Consider the following 18,443-nt stretch of genomic DNA (forward strand, 5'->3'; position numbering starts at 1 on the left):
TTAAAATGCTGTGCTGCTTTTCGCACAGACATTTCATCTCGAATCATAATTTCTATGACTTTGTCTTTAAAATCTTTTGAATATCCCATATCTCTATTGTTCTATAGTTTTTAGGATTTGGCTATAGAAATAAAAAATGGAAATGCCCAAGCATTTCCTTTTTTAAGTCAAACAAATCAGTTTTAGAAGTTTTCAGGGTTCTCCAAACGACGAACTTCTTGCACTTTTTCTGGGTTATGTACAGCAGCAACACCATCATCCGCTTTGGTATCTATTAACGCTTCTGGGTTATAAACCGTAATGGTTTCATTACCATGGATATCTTCACCCACAATATATTGGAAGCCCTTTTTATTCATTTTATGGCACATTCTTTGGTACCAACCTTTAAAGCCTTTGGTTTCTTCATTCGGATTGTAATAAAAAGCATTCATCACAGCAGGTAAACCTAGACCACACACGAGCCCCGACATTAATACCGCAATAAATGTATATCCAATCAAAATACTACTGTATTCACTGAGTTCAGGAATATTGGCAACAGCGAGGATTAGGGCCAATGAAATACCGCCACGAACCCCACCCCACGATAAAATCGCAAGACTACCGTTATAGCTTTTTTTGCGGAAACTCGGGAAAAATGCGAAGGATAAATAGTTTGCTGCAAAGCGCGATGCATGCAAAATAATAAACGCCACCATACCGCCTAAAATCAAACTGATACTTAAATCTAAGATAAATAACTCAAGACCGATCAGGGTAAATAAGAAGGAATTGATGATCCCTTCCACGGTATGCCAGAAATGATTGACTTCCCGAATTTCACGATCTTGAAGGATTTCTTTCCATTTATTCCCAACAATCAAACCACCAATAACGCATGCAATTGGTGCTGATGCATGTGCGAATAAAGCGACTAGATAAGAACCACTTGCCAACAATGCAGTGGTTAAAATCAAGGATTCCATCTCATGTTTACCACGGAGTAAACGTAATATTCCTAAACCAAATGCCCAACCAATGATGACTGCGACAACAATTTCATATAATAGCGTTTCAAGCGTACCAATGACGGTAAAATGTTCACCTTGCAAGACATTGAGTAAAGTCATAAACACGGCAATACACATGGCATCATTAAAGAGCGATTCGCCTTCTAATTTCACCATCAAATGATGTGGCGCACGCACCGAACTTAGTACACCTTTAACCCCAATCGGGTCAGTCGCACCTAAAGCAGCACCTAATAACAACAACACTAATAAATCAACATGATGACCAATTAAGAACTGATAACCATACAGAGCAACACCAAAGAACACCGCACAAAGCACCAAGGCTATACTGGCCAAAATACTGATTGGTTTCCAATGCAAACGTAAATCTGAAACTTTAAATTTCAAGGCAGAAGAGGTCAAAATAAAACAAATCACGCCATTAATTAAAAAGTCATAAAAGTCGATATGGCGAACGGCCTCTTCGATATTGTGCAAATTAATCGTCACAAATTGATTGCCATTGAGCAGGCTTGCACCCCATTGCAAAATAAAGACAAAAATTGCAGAAACAATGGGAACACCTATGGCTTGTGGAAAGCCCAAGATACGTTTATTAAAAATCGTGGTTGCAATCGAAAGTGCAAAAATAACGGTAAAAACCTGTAGAAAAAAATAATTTCCCATTTTGTTCCCAATTTTGGTGCTGTGTCGCCTACAGAGTGAGATATAGGTATTTTGAAAATAAATACTAAATTATTTAGTATTTGAAAATAAAATATTCTAACGAATTTTATCTAAATTCCGTGTATCAATTCAGTTTTTTTCACATCTTTTATCAAGATCATTTAACATAGCAAGCCTGCATAGATTTTATGCATTTTCATCATCTACATGATTTCTCCTATGCATCAGACTATTAAAACTGTTTTTCGACTCTTTTTTGCTGCTGTGATTTTTATCATTACTGCGGCCCTGATCCTCACTTGCTATAGTAAGACACAGGAAATTTTACGTGCTGAGCACTATTTTAGTCAGGCAAAAACGATCTCACTGGATTCAACACCCAAAGAACAATTGGTTTTGGTCTCCAATAATGAATCACCCGATCGTGCGATATTTATCATGCTGGCGAATAATGGTTATCTTGCCAAAATGAATTGTGAAAACTATGCACAAGATATTTGTCTTGATGAATTTAATCAGCAACACACCCGACAAATTCAACACCTCGATTTACTGAAAATCGGACAATTTCAATATATCCAAAATGTGAGTTTCACCAATAGCCGCACTGGACAAAAAAAACAATTACGCTATAGCGATGCCCAATTAAAACAGTTCTATCAAAACGATATTTCAGGCCTTAAATATACTGTTTTTGGCGTGGCTTTATTTGCATTTGCCGCATTGTATGTCAGCTATCGTATTGTTCGAAACTTCAAATCATTTCTCAACAAATAAGCTTCAATCTATTTTTCAATGAAAAAAAGAGGATGTTTGCATCCCCTTTTTTTTGTTTTAAATGGCTTGATTAAAGGTATCGCAGCTATTGATATTGCCTGATTTTAATCCAGTCTGGAACCATTTCATACGTTGTTCGCTGGTGCCGTGCGTGAAACTGTCTGGTACCACTTGCCCAGTTGCACTTTTCTGTAAATAGTCATCACCAATCTTATGCGCAGCGTCCATCGCTTCTTCTACATCGCCCTGCTCTAAAAATTGGGTACGCTGTTGATTATGATGCGCCCAAATACCCGCAAAGCAGTCTGCTTGTAGTTCTTGCATCACCGAATAACGATTACCCTCAGCTTTAGATGCTTGCGCACGGGCCTGCTGGACTTGCTCAGAAATGCCTAAAATCGTTTGGATATGATGTCCAACTTCATGGGCAACCACATAGGCTTGCGCAAAATCACCCGCCTGATCTTGGCGACTCAATTCAGTTTGATTTTGTTCACCCGTGATGCCCATTTGCGTACGCATATCTTTAAAGAATGCAGTATCAATATAGACCTTCTGATCTGCTGGGCAATAAAACGGCCCCATTGCCGCTTGTGCTGTACCACAACCTGAATTGACCACACCATTAAACATAACCAATTTAGGCGCTTTATACTGAGCATTTAACTGTTCTTGAAAGACTTTATTCCACGTATCTTCCGTATCGGCCAAAACAGTGCCAACAAAATCCATCGCTTCTTGTTGTTCAGGTGTTGGATTATCCAAACCTTTGACTTCAGCCGTTTGACCCTGTGAAGTCACTTGTTTGGTCGCCTGATAAGCTTGCTGCGGATCTACACCAAAAAACTTCCACGCAACAAATGCCACAACTAAACCGAGAATACTAATACCACCCGCTTTTGCACCGCCACCACCGCGACGGTCTTCTACGTTTGAACTGACTCTTCGACCTTTCCAGCGCATAGTGATCTTCCTTTTATAAAATAGTTGATATCCGTGCGTTTACAGATTAATCCTTTTGCGACTTTGGCCATACTTTTTGAACTAAAGATACGACGCACAGCACGATTAAACCTGCAATAAAACCTGTCACTAAATTGATTAAAGTCGGTGTTAATGCACCCACAATACTGCCAACTGTAGGAATATGTTCTGCATAATCTACAGAGCCTTCAATAAAATGGTGTAGTAAAGGCACACCATGGGTAATGATGCCACCACCCACTAAAAACATGGCAATGGTACCGACAATGGTCAATGTCTTCATCAACTTAGGTGCAAATGCTAACAAACCTTGTCCAACGGTCTTTTTAAATTGTGATGCTTGTTGAGTGAGATAAAGCCCTAAGTCATCAATTTTGACAATCATCGCGACAAAACCATAAACACCAACAGTCATTAAGATCGCAATCACCGAAAGCACCATGACCTTAGTCCCAAATGCCGCGGTTGCCACCGTACCCAATGAAATTACGACAATTTCAGCAGATAAAATAAAATCTGTGCGGATTGCACCTTTGACTTTTTCTTTCTCAAAAGTCACCAAATCCGTTTCAATTTGCGCCATCTCATCGCGAGCAACTTCTTCTGTTTTGGCTTTTTTATGATGCAAACTATGCAGGACTTTTTCCACACCCTCATAGCACAAAAACAAACCACCAATCATCAAAAGCGGTGTAATCAGCCAAGGTGCAACCACACTGATCAATAAAGCAGCCGGAACCAAAATTAATTTATTAACAAAAGATCCTTTGGCGACAGACCAAACGACAGGAAGTTCACGATCGGAACGGACACCACTGACTTGTTGTGCATTCAGTGCTAAATCATCTCCAAGGACACCCGCTGTTTTTTTGGCTGCCATCTTACTCATCACAGCAACGTCATCCAACACAGTTGCAATATCATCAAGTAAGATTAATAAGCTACTCGCCATTATTTTTATCCTTTAGGCATTTTTTAATATTCTAATTCTATTTAACGCTAAAATTGTATTTAGTTTTTTAATAATTAACAAAATATTCACCCATTTTTCAGTCAATTGTGCTGTGTCAGTAACAATCAAAAATAGAATGCCGTACAATGGGGACATTCTTTGAAAATCAGCCGTAGCTTTGACTACCACTTTGGAACAGATAATGAGTACTCAAGATAATCGTCCAGTGATTTTGACTGGCGACCGTCCGACTGGACAATTACATTTAGGTCATTTTGTAGGTTCTTTACGTTCACGTGTAGGTTTACAAGATTCGCATCATCAACATCTTCTTTTAGCTGATGCTCAAGCCTTAACTGATAATGCTGATAACTTCGAAAAAGTTCGTCGCAATATTATTGAAGTCGCAACCGATTATCTTGCTGTAGGAATTGACCCAACCAAAACCACGATTTGCGTTCAATCATGCTTACCAGCATTGAATGAATTGACCATGTTATATTTGAACTTTGTGACGGTTTCTCGCTTAGAGCGTAATCCAACCATCAAATCTGAGATTCAAATGCGTGGATTTGAGCGTGACATTCCTGCAGGTTTCTTATGCTACCCAGTGGCTCAAGCTGCCGATATTACAGCGTTTAAAGCATCTGTCGTTCCTGTCGGCGAAGACCAAATTCCAATGATTGAACAAACCAATGAAATTGTTCGTCGTTTAAATCGTCAAATTGGTCGTGACGTACTTCCTGAATGTAAAGCTTTACTCTCTAATGTAGGTCGCTTGCCAGGTTTTGATGGTAAAGCAAAAATGTCTAAATCTTTGGGCAATACTATTGTGCTTGACGCAACTGATAAAGATATCAAGAATGCTGTTAATGCAATGTATACCGATCCAAATCATTTACGTATTGAAGATCCAGGTCAAGTTGAAGGTAACGTCGTATTTACTTACCTCGATGCATTTGACCCTGATAAAGAAGCTGTTGCAGAGCTGAAAGAACACTATCGCCGCGGTGGTCTAGGCGACGGTACTGTGAAAAAGCGTCTTGAAGGCGTGCTAAAAGAGCTGATTGGCCCGATCCGTGAACGCCGTTTAGAATTGCAAAAAGACCCTGACTACATCATGGATATTTTAAAAACTGGTACCGATAGATGCCGTGATATTACCCAACAAACGTTGGATGAGATTAAATCTGGATTGGGTGTGTTCCACTTCTAAATTTAAAAAAATTCCATAAAATTAAGCCTTTCCAATGTGAAAGGCTTTTTTACAGGCACTTTTGGTGAAGGTATTCACAAAATCTCCTTAGTTTTAACGTTAGGTAACATCACTTAACGTGAACACCAATGAAATGACTGACCGTTCACTCTATTATCTATTTATGTTTTAGGAATACCTAAATTCATAACATTTCTCCTTTACCGAACCTGTGAAAGCAGATTCGTTGTTATGCGCAGTGAACACCCCAATCATTGCGTATTTTTTTGTCTAAAAATCAACATCGATGATTTAAGCCCCCAATCAAGCAATAAAAAACCCGCATCAAGCGGGTTTTTTATTTCAAAACTTAATTAATTTTTATGACGCATATGTGGGAACAAGATCACTTCACGGATACTTGCAGCATTCGCAAACAACATCACCAAACGGTCAATACCGATACCCTCACCCGCTGTAGGAGGTAAGCCGTATTCCAATGCTTCAATGAAGTCTGCATCGTAATGCATTGCTTCATCATCACCTGCATCTTTTTCGGCAACTTGGGCTTGGAAACGTTCAGCTTGATCAATTGGGTCATTTAACTCTGAGAAACCATTTGCCAACTCACGACCACCGATGAAGAATTCAAAACGGTCCGTAATATGTGGATTTTCATCATTACGACGTGCCAATGGTGAAGTTTCCGCAGGGTATTCTGTGATGAATGTCGGTTGACGAAGTTCAGTTTCAACAGTTTCTTCAAATACGATGGTTTGAAGTTTACCTAAACCAAAACCAGGTTTTACTTGCTCTTTCAGTTCATTTTTAACGAAGTTAGCAAGGAACTCACGGTCAGCCACATTTTCAGCAGTGAACGTTGGGTTGTGTTCAAGAATCGCATCAAACATCGAAATCTTCTTGAATGGACCTTTGAAGCTATACACTTCTTCACCATAAGGCACATCCGTCGAACCCAAGATGTCGATCGCCAATTTTTCAAGCATATTTTCAGTCAAAGCCATCAGGTCTTTGTAGTCTGCATACGCTTGGTAGAATTCGATCATGGTAAATTCTGGGTTATGACGTGTTGATACACCTTCGTTACGGAAGTTACGGTTAATTTCGAACACACGCTCAAAACCACCGACAACCAAACGTTTTAAGTAAAGTTCAGGCGCAATACGTAAGAATAAAGGCATATCCAATGCATTGTGATGAGTTTCGAATGGACGCGCAGATGCACCACCCGGAATCACATGCATCATTGGTGTTTCAACTTCCATGAAACGCTCATTGCTCAAATATGAACGAATACCTGACACCACTTTTGCACGAATTTCAAAAGTTTTACGTGTTTCTTCGTTCATGATGAGGTCTAAATAACGCTTACGGTATTTAACTTCAGTATCAGTCAAACCATGGAATTTGTCTGGAAGAGGACGAAGTGATTTGGTTAAAAGCTCAAAATGTTCAATATGAACATACAGGTCACCTTTACCAGAACGACCAATATAACCTTCGATAGCAATAATATCGCCCAAATCGAGTGCTTTAATGGTCGCAAGAACGTCAGCATCCAACTCTTTACGTGGTACATAAAGCTGGATACGACCAGTCATATCTTGGATTACGATGAATGAACCGCGGTTCAACATCACACGACCAGCAACTTTTACATAAACCTTTTCGCCTGCTTCAATTTCTTCTTTTGATTTTTCAGCGAATTGATCTTGTAGGTCTTGTGCATAGTGTTCACGCTTAAATGTGTTAGGCCACGGGCTAACACCTGTTTCCTTGGCGTGCTCTTTGATGTGCTCTAACTTGGCATGACGCTGTGCAATTAAATCGTTTTCGGAAATGGCTTGTTCAGAAGTCGATTGAGCGTTATGTTGCGTCATCTCTGTCTCAAATAGTTAAAAAACGGAAGTTGCATAGCATAGCAGATTTCCTTTGAATTGAGCAGTAAGCAATGCGCGCATTTTTTTAATAAGTAGAAATTTATCGAAGTAAGATGTTTTAATCGTTATACCTTCAGGTAGACATAGAACCTACCTTACAGATGTGCAGTAGATAAAAATTAAATACTCAAGCTCGAAAACCTACATTTTAATGATATCAGATGATAACTAAAAGCTTTAAAAATACTTATAATTATCAATACATTAAAATATATATCAATAACTTAATTCAACCTTTTAATCTATTTTCTTTAAGACTAAAGTCTTTTAAATGCCTATAAATTAGACCAAAAGCTAAATTCTCTTTTTGACAATTCTCTCTACAATGAAGTCATAAAATTGTTGAAAAATAAAATATTCAACACATCCAAAAATGTTTGAAAACAGTGTGTAGAAAAACAATGACTTCCTGCTTATCGAAAATTCTGTTTTTACATGGATTGGATTCTTCCCGTGAATCTACGAAGTTCCATGCCATCAATGCAAAACAAAAATTCTGCATTGAAGTGGACTATCGCAACTTAAATTTTCAAACTGTTGCGGACTTTTACCACGAGAGTATTGAAACCATTAAGCCCGATATCATCGTCGGTCATAGTCTCGGGGCATACTGGGCTTTGAAAATGTCGCTGTTTCATCGCATTCCTTGTGTGATTGCTAACCCGAGTCTGCATCCAGACTTTCGTGACGACTACCCTGCAATTAATGAAATGGATTTGGATAACGATATTCCACAAATTGCCTATATCGAACGTGGCGATGAAATCTTGGATATGTTTGAGGCAGAAAAACAACTCGAAGACTATATGCAGGTTCAAGTCATGGATGGTGGACATCATCGTCTACAATGCCCTGAAAATATTAATGATTTAATCCAACATCTCGAATTAAATTACTTAAAAAAATAAATCATAAGATTAATCATAAGCAGCAACGTCGTTTTTATCAGACATAAAAAAGCCTTGTCGTAGACAAGGCTTTTTACATTTTAAACCTGACGCTTAGGCAGCATCTGCTTCAGGACGTGTTTTATCATCTAAAACAGACCAGATATTTAAACCTAAATCTTTATGCAAGTCAGGCAAATCTAAGAAAATGCTTGCGCCTAAAACTTGGTGTTTACATTTTTCAGCCAATTGTTTCACTGCACGAAGCGTACCGCCCGTCGCCAATACGTCATCCACAATAATTACTTTTTGTGATTCGATTTCAGCTGACATTTCAAGACGATCTAAACCGTATTCAAGGCTATAACCAACACCGACAACAGGTGGTGGTAATTTTCCGGCTTTACGTACCAACACCAAACCTTTGCCTGTACGCTGAGCAAGTAAGCTTGCCAAAACAAAACCACGCGCTTCAACTGCAATAAAGCTATCTACTTCTGCCAATTGCTCAGCTGGAATACTTGCAATTAGGGCATCAGTTAACGATTCGATGTTATTCATAAATAACGGCGTAAGGTCAAAGAAGCAAATTCCTGGTTTTGGGAAATCTTGGACAGTACGAATGTTAGACCACAATGCCGCAGCAGTAGAATTACTCATAATAGGAGAAAATAAATTAAGGAAGGAATGTGTGAATTTTAACGCGATTTGAGAGAAAAGAACAGCTAACCCCCGACTAAAATGCATATTTAAGATACAGCAAATTTACATAAGTTATTGATTATTAATATTGTATTTATTTAAAAAATATCAAATATATATTTTCCTAATCATAAAATAAAAGATTTTAGAGTTTTTTTCTGCAAGACTTTAGTCTATGAAGATAGAAAAAGTGGTATTTAGAACCCAATTCACGGAAATGTATTCGAATACACATATCAATAGGCATAAATATTGTCAGACAATTTTTCCCAGATCTGGGGTTTTTATGATATTTATTGTCCCTCACTGCCATTCTGCTTTTAATTTCACTCATTAAACTCTTAGCCACTTTACTTTATAGTCAGAACTGCGTAAAAATTTAGCATAAGAGTCTACTGTATAAGGTGATTTAACCTTAAGGAATAAACTTATACAGTTATGAAGTATTTACTGACTTAATTTTGTGTCAGTTTTTGGAGAATGGAATGAAAAAGTATCAGTGCATCGTTTGTGGATGGATTTATGACGAAGCAGAAGGCTGGCCACAAGACGGTATCGTGGCAGGAACGAAATGGGAAGATATCCCAGATGATTGGACTTGCCCAGACTGTGGCGTCTCAAAAGTAGATTTTGAAATGGTTGAAATCTAATAAATAGAATCTAAGGCCATCATCGTTATGGTCTTTTTTTTGTCTTTAAAAAATATGAAATGTGTTTGGAGTTGAGTATGCACCCTATTGTCATTATTGGTTCTGGTATGGCGGGATATGCCGTTGCGCGTGAATTTCGTAAGTTAAATCCTGAACTAGAACTTATTATGATCTGTGCAGATGATGCCATTAACTATGCTAAACCGACATTATCCAATGCGCTCGTTGGTAATAAAACTCCTGAGCAAATCCCTCTAGGGGATGCCGAAAAAATGTCGGCTCAACTCAATATGCAAATCATCAATAAGAGTTGGGTTAAATCCATTGATGCAGCAAAACATGAGCTTACTATTGAAAGCCAAAATGGAACTCAAACACAACTATATTCAAAACTTGTTTTAGCAGTTGGCGCAAATCCGATTCGCTTAGCTATTTCGGGTGATGGCAGTGAAGACATTCACGTCGTCAACAATTTAGATCACTACAAAGCTTTCCGTAAACAGCTTGCAGCACGTGAAGATAAACGTGTGGTGATTTTAGGGGCAGGCTTGATTGGCTGTGAATTTGCCAATGATCTCCAAAATACTGGGGCGAAAGTATCGGTGGTCGATTTAGCTCCGCAACCTTTGGGTCGTCTGCTGCCGTCTCATGTTGCAGCTAAATTCCAAAGCAATTTAGAAGAAACGGGTATTCAATTCGTTTTAGGTACGACAGTCGACAAAGTGTCACGTATTGAAAATGGTGATTATCAAGTGAGCCTTGCCAATGGTCAAAGCTTAGTGGCAGATGTTGTGTTGTCTGCGATTGGTCTACAGCCTGAGATTAACTTAGCAAAACAAGCCGGCATTCACACCAGTCGTGGTGTATTAACCAATAAAGGCTTAGAAACCAACTTGGCAGATATCTATGCTGTCGGTGACTGTGCTGAAGTTAATGGTACCCTTCTGCCATACGTCATGCCGATCATGCAACAAGCACGTGCTTTGGCAAAAACCCTCAATGGCGAACATACCGCAGTGCATTATCCTGCCATGCCTGTAGCTGTTAAAACACCTGCTGCACCTTTAACTGTCCTTCCTGCGCCTATTGATGTAGAAACCCAATGGGAAACAGAAGAGCTTGAAGATGGCATGATTGCCCGTGCGATCGATCAAGATGGCGTATTACGTGGATTTGTACTGCTCGGTGCAACTGCTGGGAAGCAACGCTTAACTTTGACTAAGCAGGTTCCGGACTTGATTCCTGCTTCAGTTTAAGGTTTAAATACAAGGACGTCCTGATAATAATAGACGTCCTTTTTAAAGGAAAATAACAATGAATAGTGCCCTTCAGTTTAATATTTCACCTTATGCCTCTTTTATGCATGAAACTCGCGTAGAGTTAGGCAATGGCATTGAACTTCATGTCGAGGTGGGTGGTCATCCTGAAGATCCTGCAATCTTATTGATTATGGGACTCGGCGCACAAATGTTGTATTGGCCTGATTTCTTTTGTAAGTCCCTAATAGACCAAGGTTACCGAGTTATTCGCTTTGATAATCGCGATATTGGTCTGTCGAGTAAAATTCGTAACCCAGGCCCACGTCTTAACACCTTTAAACTGATGGGACGTTTTGCCTTAGGTCTAGAGAATCAAGGTGCGCCCTATGATCTCTACGATATGGCAGACGATGTTGCACTATTAATTGATCGTATGGGACTTGATAAAGTCCATATTTTAGGCGCTTCGATGGGCGGCATGATTGCTCAAATCGTGGCGGCACGCTATCCAGATAAAGTGCACAACTTAAGCTTACTTTTTACCAGTAACATCCAACCCTTACTTCCACCGCCATTTCCAAAGCAATTATTTAGTCTAATTGAAAAACCTGAATCTAACGATGAAGATGGCATTATTAACCATAGCCTGAAAGTTTTTAATATTATAGGCTCTCCAGGCTATATTAATCAGCTTGAAGCGATACAAACTGCACGTAAACTCTATAAGCGGAGTTTTTACCCAGCGGGTGTACTTCAACAGTTTTTAGCAATATTATGTACAGGTTCCCTGCTGCAGTTGGATAAACAAATTCAGCATAAAACCATTGTGGTTCATGGAGCTCGTGACCGTTTGCTGCCGCCAAGCCATGGTAAGGCCGTTGCAAAGGCTATTTCAGGTGCTAAATTTGAATTAATTGATGGAATGGGGCATGATATCCCACCGCATTTTATTCCATATCTTAGCGGTTTGTTTGCTGATCACTTTAAATCATAAATTAGGACACTATGGCTGCATTACCATCCTTAAGACAGCTGTCATATCTAGTAACACTGTCAGAAACGCTACACTTTACTGAAGCTGCGCGTCGTTCTTTTGTCACCCAGTCTACTTTGTCTGGCGGGATCATGGAACTTGAGCGTTTACTAGGTGGCGTATTGGTAGAACGCGACCGTCAAAACGTGCGTTTAACTCCTCTTGGCGAACAAGTTGTCGGACGAGCCCGAGTTCTATTGGCAGATGCGCAAGACCTAATGCGTTTAAGTCGTGAAATGAGCGAACCTCTAACGGGTGATTTACATCTAGGGGTCATTCCCACTATTGCGCCATTCTTACTTGCGCCATTATTAGAAGAAGTGCATAAGCAATTACCAAAAATTCAATTGCATTTACATGAAGCACAAAGTGAAAAAATTGTTGAGAAACTCGAGCACGGTAATCTAGATATTGTATTACTTGCTCTTCCTTTCGATACACGTAGCTTGAAAGTTGCAGAAGTAAACAAAGAAAAATTGTTCTTGGTGTACAACAAAGCTGATCAAAATGCTGCTCAAGCGAAATCTCTAGACGACTTAGATTTATCTCGTTTAATGTTGCTTGAAGAAGGCCATTGCTTACGTGATCATGCTTTGAGTGCTTGCCCGATTGGTGAACGTAAAAATGACCATCGATTAAAAGCAAGCTCATTGCCAACTTTGGTTGAAATGGTTTCCGCAGATTTAGGCTTTACCTTATTGCCTGAAATTGCAGTTCATACCAATATGATTAAAGCCAATGAAGATTTGGCTGTGAAAGAAATTGAAGCAAGTCCTACACGCACATTGGCATTGGTAACACGTAAGAGTACACCGCTTCAAAGTGAATTTGATGTATTGCTTCAAATCTTGCAGAAAATCACTAACAATCTACACTAATTAATCAGTGTAAAAATTAAAGAGAGCCCTGTGCTCTCTTTTTTTATTTGGCGGAAATGAATAATGCAGAAGTAATAATATTGAGATGACTTAAAATTGAAAATGAAAAAATACAGTATCTAAAAAAGAAAAGGCTAACCCAAATAGGTAGCCTGATAAGGTAATATATGACTTGATGTATATCTCAATTCATCGCCTCGACAATATCTTCACACTAGCCAGATAAGTAAGAAGATAAATACATATTAGTAAAATATAACTTTCGTTAAAATCACTAGTTTCAGGTATTTTAGATAAAGTATGTCTGATTCATTTTCAAAGGGCTTTTTTTATAGTTGTATTTTTGTGCTATAAAATAAACATAATTGGGAAATAAATCACATTATTTTAAATATTCACTAATATTCATGTTTAAAATAAATAAGCAATAGGTGAATATTAACTCACATGAGAAACAGTTCAATTTATTAGTTGTCAAAATACTGCTTTCACATTTCATTGGCTTTGTTGCACAAAGATTTCATAACTATATGATTTTAAAGGTTTTGATTATTTTTTGATCCAAAATTAAATTTATTTAAATCAAATGCTTACATATTTATGCAACAAAGCCCATTTCATTTATTATTTTCAATTCGAATCTAAATCTAATGATTATTTAACCAATACTCTAAAAATAAAAACGAAAAACCTATAAATCTTTGCATTCAACATAATGAAAAACACAGAAAACCATACATTAATTAAATTCCATTATATCACAATAACTTAATTATACTTTGATATATAAATCACTACTTCTAGGTATATTTTTCTAATTCACTTTCATGCACATTATGGAAATGCAATTTGATTAAAAATAATAAATGAGCGAAATGTATGATGAGTGAATTTTTATTACCAGTGCCCGTTTTGATCATTGATCATCAAGCAATGACTTCAAAAACAGTGCTGTTTAACATCTTAGGAAACCTCGGTTATCCTGAAGATCTCATCACATTTACAGAAAACTTAGCAGATGCAGAACAACAAATTTTCAATCAATTACCCAATTTAATTTTTTTTGTGATCACTCAGCAGTCTGATATCTCTTTCATCCATAAAATCAAAAAGATTTATCCTTCGAGTAATCTCATCATTTTAGTCAATGAACAATCTACAGATTTAACCTTGCATGCCATTCAGTTAGGTGCAACCGCCTATATGTTGATTCAACAACCGTTGGAAGACACCTACAACCAACTGAAAACAATTTTAAGAGGTGGCGCTGCATTGCATCCAAGTTTTGCTAAATTTTTATTGAGTGAAACTTTTAGTCCGCAAAATGCAGCACCTAAACAGCTCAGTCTGAATCCAGCTGAATACCAAATTTTAGATATGGTCAGCCATAGCGCGACTCAAGAGCAGATGGTCCGTGAGTTAAAACTTTCAACTTATCAAATTGATGGTTTTGTTAAAAATATCTACCGAAAAATTAGTAGCTACAGCTAAATTCAGTTCAGATAAATGATTCAAAAAAACTTATAAATTAAAAAAATAAAGGGAGCATTGCTCCCTCTTACTTTGCTAACGCATTTATTTAAATGCTTCTATAAGCACATGCTGTGAATTATGTGCTTCCTCACCCTCTTGAACATGCGTACGAATCCAACGCCCATCGCTTTGGAGTAACCAAGCTTGCTGATTATCTTTTAGATAATTTACTAAACCTAATTGATAAATACGCTTTTTCAACGCTGGATCTTCAATTGGGAAACAGGCTTCCACGCGATTAAATAAATTACGATCCATCCAGTCTGCACTTGAACAGTAAATCCGTGCATCGCCATTATTACTGAAATAATAAACTCGGGTATGTTCTAAGAAACGGCCAACAATAGAACGTACGCGAATATTTTCAGACAGCCCCGGTAATCCCGGACGCAAACAACAAATAGAACGAATAATTAAATCAATCTGTACACCCGCTTGTGACGCTTCATACAGTTTATTGATCAACTGAACTTCAGTTAATGCATTGACCTTGACAATGATTTGCGCAGGCTTACCTGCTTTAGCATTAGCAATTTCATTATCAATATAATTGATCAGTTGAGCATGTAAGGTAAATGGCGCATGCAGCAATTTTTTCAACTTCGCCATTTTGCCCATACCGGTCAGCTCTTGGAAAATGCGATGTACATCCTCGCAGAGTTCTTTATCGGTGGTTAACAGGCCATAATCGGTATAGATACGCGCATTGCCCGCGTGATAGTTCCCCGTACCTAAATGCACATAACGCACCAATTTATTATTTTCACGGCGTACCACCAAAATCATTTTGGCATGGGTCTTATAGCCCACGATGCCATAAACCACCACTGCGCCCGCTTCTTGTAATACATTGGCTACAGCAATGTTTGATTCTTCATCAAATCGTGCTCGAAGCTCAATCACAGCGGTGACTTCTTTGCCATTACGTGCTGCTTCCGCTAAAACTTGCACAATCTCCGAATCTGCGCCACTTCGATAAAGCGTTTGTTTAATGGCCAAAACTTGTGGATCACGTGCAGCTTCACGCAGTAAATTAATTACCGGTGCGAATGATTCAAAGGGATGGTGCAGCAAAATATCTTGCTTTTGCATCGCACTAAAAATGTTTTCAGATTTTTTGAGTACTTTCGGTATAACAGGAATATGCGCGTCATAACGTAGATGTGGACGTTTAAAGTTTGACAGTAAACGTGCAAGGTTAACTGGTCCATCTACTTTATAGAGTTGCTCTTCTTCTAAATCGAACTCATCAAGCAAATATTCATAAATATGCTGCGGACAATTTTCTGTCACTTCCAAGCGAACGGCGCGACCAAAACGACGTGAATTCAACTCACCTTTCAGAGCTTTGGCCAAGTCTTCAACATCTTCATTCAAAGCCAAATCGGCATTACGCGTCACGCGGAATTGGTAGCAACCCGTCGCCGTCATACCGGGGAACAAGTCAGAGACATGTTCATGAATAATTGCCGATAGCATCACGTGATGTTCTTTTCCACCGGTTAATTCATCAGGGAGTCGAACGACACGTGGCAGCGAACGCGGTGCAGGTACAACGGCTAAGTCAATCTGACGACCAAACGCATCCTTCCCTTCTAAAGTCACAATAAAATTCAGCGACTTATTCACCAAGCGAGGGAATGGATGTGCAGGATCTAAGCTAATTGGCGTTAAGACCGGAGCAACTTGTTCTTGGAAATACTTTTTTACCCATGCCGACTGTGCAGGGGTTAATTCACCACGACGTAAGAAGCAAATGTCTTCTTCACGCAGTTTGGGTAAAATTTCTTGATTTAAAATACGATACTGGCGCTCAATTGCCGCATGCGCTGTCGCAGAAATTTCATCTAATACTTGTTTTGGTGTTAAGCCATCTGGACTGCGGCTTTCATTACCTAAGTCTAGCTGTTCCATCATTCCTGCAACACGAATTTCAAAAAATTCGTCTAAGTTACGTGAAAAGATCAGCAAGAAATTCATGCGTTCAAGTAATGGATGTATCGGATCAACCGCTTGTTCGAGCACACGCAGATGAAAGTCGAGAATCGATAACTCTCGATTAATATAACGATCATTATAAGTATATTCAGTAGGTACTTGCGCGACTTCAGCTGCGGTATTCATCTCAAACCCATATAAAAAAATGTGTGCTGTACTCAGTTTAGTATGCTTCAAATTTATGACAATTTCATAAAAAAAGCCCATAAAGATGAGCTTTTTGTTGTAATTCAAATCGCTACCATGCCATTTGACGGGTGTTTAGATCGTTTTTAATCTGGGATATGGCTATAACGCATATATTTTTGGATCATGCGCTTACGATAATTTAGCTTACGATCTTGTCGATTTTCATCATAATATTTTGGATTAGGTAAAATAGCCGCAATAAACGCTGCTTGTTCTCGACTCAAACTCCGTGAACTTTTACCAAAATAGTGCTGTGTTGCAGCTTCGACGCCGTAAATGTTGTCCCCAAACTCAACCGAGTTGAGATATACCTCTAAAATGCGCTGCTTCGTCCACATGCGTTCCATCATCCATGTTGCAACGGCTTCCTGTCCTTTTCGGATAAATGAACGCTTGTTATATAAAAATAAGTTTTTTGCCAATTGCTGAGAAATGGTCGATCCACCTGCGACTACTTTGCCTTTATCTTTATTGCGTTCTAAGGCATTTTGCATGCCTTCCCAATCAAAACCTTTGTGTTGTAAAAACTTGCCATCTTCCGCGGCAACAACAGCATGTTTGACATAATCACTGATTTGGTCGTAATCACGCCATTCGTGTTTAATCGGTTTGGATGGCTCAGACCAATAATCTAAACGCATCATCATCGTGGATTCCACAGGATGTGTACGCCACCACACCAAACTTCCAAAGATCCAAAGCTGCACCAAAAGCACAAGACTGACAAGAATTAACAATGTACGAACAATAAAGGCTTTCATGTCAGTGTGTTACTCCAGAAATTCTGTTTTTTCATGTTAAGCTTATTTTTAAATATTTTGACACAGTACAAGAATAGCATGTCTGAACTCAGCCCTCCTGCTGTATCAACCCGTAAGCTGCAAATCCAACTGTGGTGGATCACGGCACTCTTAATTACCATCAATGTTGGACTCTTTGGCTGGCAAGTGTTGCATGGAATGAACGTAAGCCAACCCGACACACTGGATGCTTTGCGTTGGGGTGCTGATTATGCACCTTTAACCTTTTTAGAGGAACCCATCCGCTTATTCAGCAGTATGTTTTTTCATTTTGGCCTGATTCACCTGATGTTGAATATGTGGGCTTTGTATATTTTTGGCAGTGTTGCCGAGCAAATGTTAGGTCGTTTCTACTTCCTCGGCCTGTATGTTTTAGCCGGACTGATGGGAAGTTTATTGAGTGGTTATTTAACCATTCAAGACAGCTATGCATTATTGGCCGAAGGTGCAGCCAATCAGCAGCTTTTTCCGAGTATTGGTGCAGGCGCATCGGGTGCAGTGATGGGACTGGGTGCAGCGTTGACGATTATTTCGCTGCTTCCGATGTTACCTAAACAACAATTTTATCTGGATAAAAAAACCTTATTGATGGTGATGGGCATTAACCTCGCGATGGGCTTTATGATTAGTGGAATTAATAATGCCGCGCATATTGGCGGCATGTTGATGGGCGCTGCATTGGCTTTCATTTGGTATGTGGGACAAAAATTACATCAATCCCTGCTCATTCAAATGATCGGTCTAATAGCCGCAGCTGTCGGATGCTATCTGTTTTATCTACATTGCCAACAATTAATCCAACCGATTTTACCGCTTTGGGAACACTTTATCCTACTGATGAAGCAATCTCTCGCAGCACGTTAAACAGTGGAATGAACCCTGTGGCTATCAACACAGACATGTTGCAAACACGTCAAATCATGTCTAAACCTGGACTGCGCACTGGGTTCCTGCTCCACTCTT

16 protein-coding genes are annotated in these 18,443 nt (G+C 38.9%); 9 read left to right on the forward strand and 7 right to left on the reverse strand.

The features are described from left to right. Window positions 1-182 precede the first annotated feature (182 nt). Window positions 183-1,682, reverse strand: coding sequence for a sodium:proton antiporter (locus FTU38_RS13485; protein WP_078189922.1), 1,500 nt, complete (start codon window positions 1,680-1,682; stop codon window positions 183-185). Window positions 1,683-1,901: 219 nt separating this feature from the next. Between FTU38_RS13485 and FTU38_RS13490 the strand changes: the two genes are divergently transcribed. Next, window positions 1,902-2,459: a hypothetical protein gene (locus FTU38_RS13490; RefSeq protein ID WP_180092191.1), complete on the forward strand. Its 558-nt coding sequence runs from the start codon at window positions 1,902-1,904 to the stop codon at window positions 2,457-2,459. A 57-nt stretch (window positions 2,460-2,516) separates the two neighbouring features. Here the strand turns inward: FTU38_RS13490 and FTU38_RS13495 are convergent, their stop codons facing one another. Continuing rightward, window positions 2,517-3,422 (reverse strand): neutral zinc metallopeptidase, encoded by a 906-nt coding sequence (locus FTU38_RS13495; RefSeq protein ID WP_078193008.1) that lies wholly within the window; start codon window positions 3,420-3,422, stop codon window positions 2,517-2,519. A gap of 46 nt (window positions 3,423-3,468) precedes the next feature. Next, on the reverse strand, window positions 3,469-4,395 hold the full coding sequence (locus tag FTU38_RS13500) for a DUF808 domain-containing protein (RefSeq protein WP_180111526.1): 927 nt from the start codon (window positions 4,393-4,395) through the stop codon (window positions 3,469-3,471). A 202-nt stretch (window positions 4,396-4,597) separates the two neighbouring features. Between FTU38_RS13500 and trpS the strand changes: the two genes are divergently transcribed. Further along, a complete protein-coding gene (gene trpS, locus FTU38_RS13505) occupies window positions 4,598-5,611 on the forward strand; it encodes a tryptophan--tRNA ligase (RefSeq protein WP_180111528.1) in 1,014 nt (337 codons plus the stop codon). Between the two features lie 353 nt (window positions 5,612-5,964). On the opposite strand, the gene lysS is transcribed toward trpS, so the two are convergent. After that, entirely contained in the window at window positions 5,965-7,491 is a 1,527-nt protein-coding gene (lysS, locus tag FTU38_RS13510; RefSeq protein WP_180111530.1) for a lysine--tRNA ligase, read from the reverse strand. Between the two features lie 461 nt (window positions 7,492-7,952). Here lysS and FTU38_RS13515 point away from each other — a divergent pair, with 461 nt between their 5' ends. Beyond that, a complete protein-coding gene (locus FTU38_RS13515) occupies window positions 7,953-8,459 on the forward strand; it encodes a YqiA/YcfP family alpha/beta fold hydrolase (protein WP_180111531.1) in 507 nt (168 codons plus the stop codon). A gap of 93 nt (window positions 8,460-8,552) precedes the next feature. On the opposite strand, the gene FTU38_RS13520 is transcribed toward FTU38_RS13515, so the two are convergent. Further along, the gene (locus tag FTU38_RS13520; RefSeq protein WP_078189930.1) at window positions 8,553-9,098 is read right to left on the reverse strand and encodes an adenine phosphoribosyltransferase; all 546 of its coding nucleotides are present in this window, start codon (window positions 9,096-9,098) and stop codon (window positions 8,553-8,555) included. A 527-nt stretch (window positions 9,099-9,625) separates the two neighbouring features. On the opposite strand from FTU38_RS13520, the gene rubA reads away from it, so the two are divergent. The 5 genes from rubA to FTU38_RS13545 all read left to right on the forward strand — a co-directional run bounded on the left by rubA (window position 9,626) and on the right by FTU38_RS13545 (window position 14,451). Continuing rightward, window positions 9,626-9,790 (forward strand): rubredoxin RubA, encoded by a 165-nt coding sequence (rubA, locus tag FTU38_RS13525; RefSeq protein WP_005179369.1) that lies wholly within the window; start codon window positions 9,626-9,628, stop codon window positions 9,788-9,790. 77 nt (window positions 9,791-9,867) lie between these two features. Beyond that, a complete protein-coding gene (locus tag FTU38_RS13530; RefSeq protein WP_180111533.1) occupies window positions 9,868-11,046 on the forward strand; it encodes an NAD(P)/FAD-dependent oxidoreductase in 1,179 nt (392 codons plus the stop codon). A gap of 58 nt (window positions 11,047-11,104) precedes the next feature. Next, window positions 11,105-12,043, forward strand: coding sequence for an alpha/beta fold hydrolase (locus FTU38_RS13535; RefSeq protein ID WP_218948325.1), 939 nt, complete (start codon window positions 11,105-11,107; stop codon window positions 12,041-12,043). Window positions 12,044-12,054: 11 nt separating this feature from the next. After that, window positions 12,055-12,960: a LysR family transcriptional regulator OxyR gene (gene oxyR, locus FTU38_RS13540; protein WP_180007453.1), complete on the forward strand. Its 906-nt coding sequence runs from the start codon at window positions 12,055-12,057 to the stop codon at window positions 12,958-12,960. Between the two features lie 879 nt (window positions 12,961-13,839). Then, entirely contained in the window at window positions 13,840-14,451 is a 612-nt protein-coding gene (locus tag FTU38_RS13545; protein ID WP_180111535.1) for a response regulator transcription factor, read from the forward strand. A gap of 84 nt (window positions 14,452-14,535) precedes the next feature. Here FTU38_RS13545 and ppk1 read toward each other — a convergent pair whose 3' ends face one another. Then, a complete protein-coding gene (gene ppk1, locus FTU38_RS13550) occupies window positions 14,536-16,617 on the reverse strand; it encodes a polyphosphate kinase 1 (protein WP_180111537.1) in 2,082 nt (693 codons plus the stop codon). Window positions 16,618-16,763: 146 nt separating this feature from the next. Further along, window positions 16,764-17,441: a monofunctional biosynthetic peptidoglycan transglycosylase gene (gene mtgA / locus FTU38_RS13555; RefSeq protein WP_078193019.1), complete on the reverse strand. Its 678-nt coding sequence runs from the start codon at window positions 17,439-17,441 to the stop codon at window positions 16,764-16,766. A 78-nt stretch (window positions 17,442-17,519) separates the two neighbouring features. Between mtgA and FTU38_RS13560 the strand changes: the two genes are divergently transcribed. Beyond that, a complete protein-coding gene (locus FTU38_RS13560; protein ID WP_180007451.1) occupies window positions 17,520-18,344 on the forward strand; it encodes a rhomboid family intramembrane serine protease in 825 nt (274 codons plus the stop codon). Window positions 18,345-18,443 lie beyond the last annotated feature (99 nt).

The sequence above is a fragment of the Acinetobacter sp. YH12098 genome (assembly GCF_013419235.1).
GTDB classification, from domain to species: domain Bacteria; phylum Pseudomonadota; class Gammaproteobacteria; order Pseudomonadales; family Moraxellaceae; genus Acinetobacter; species Acinetobacter amyesii.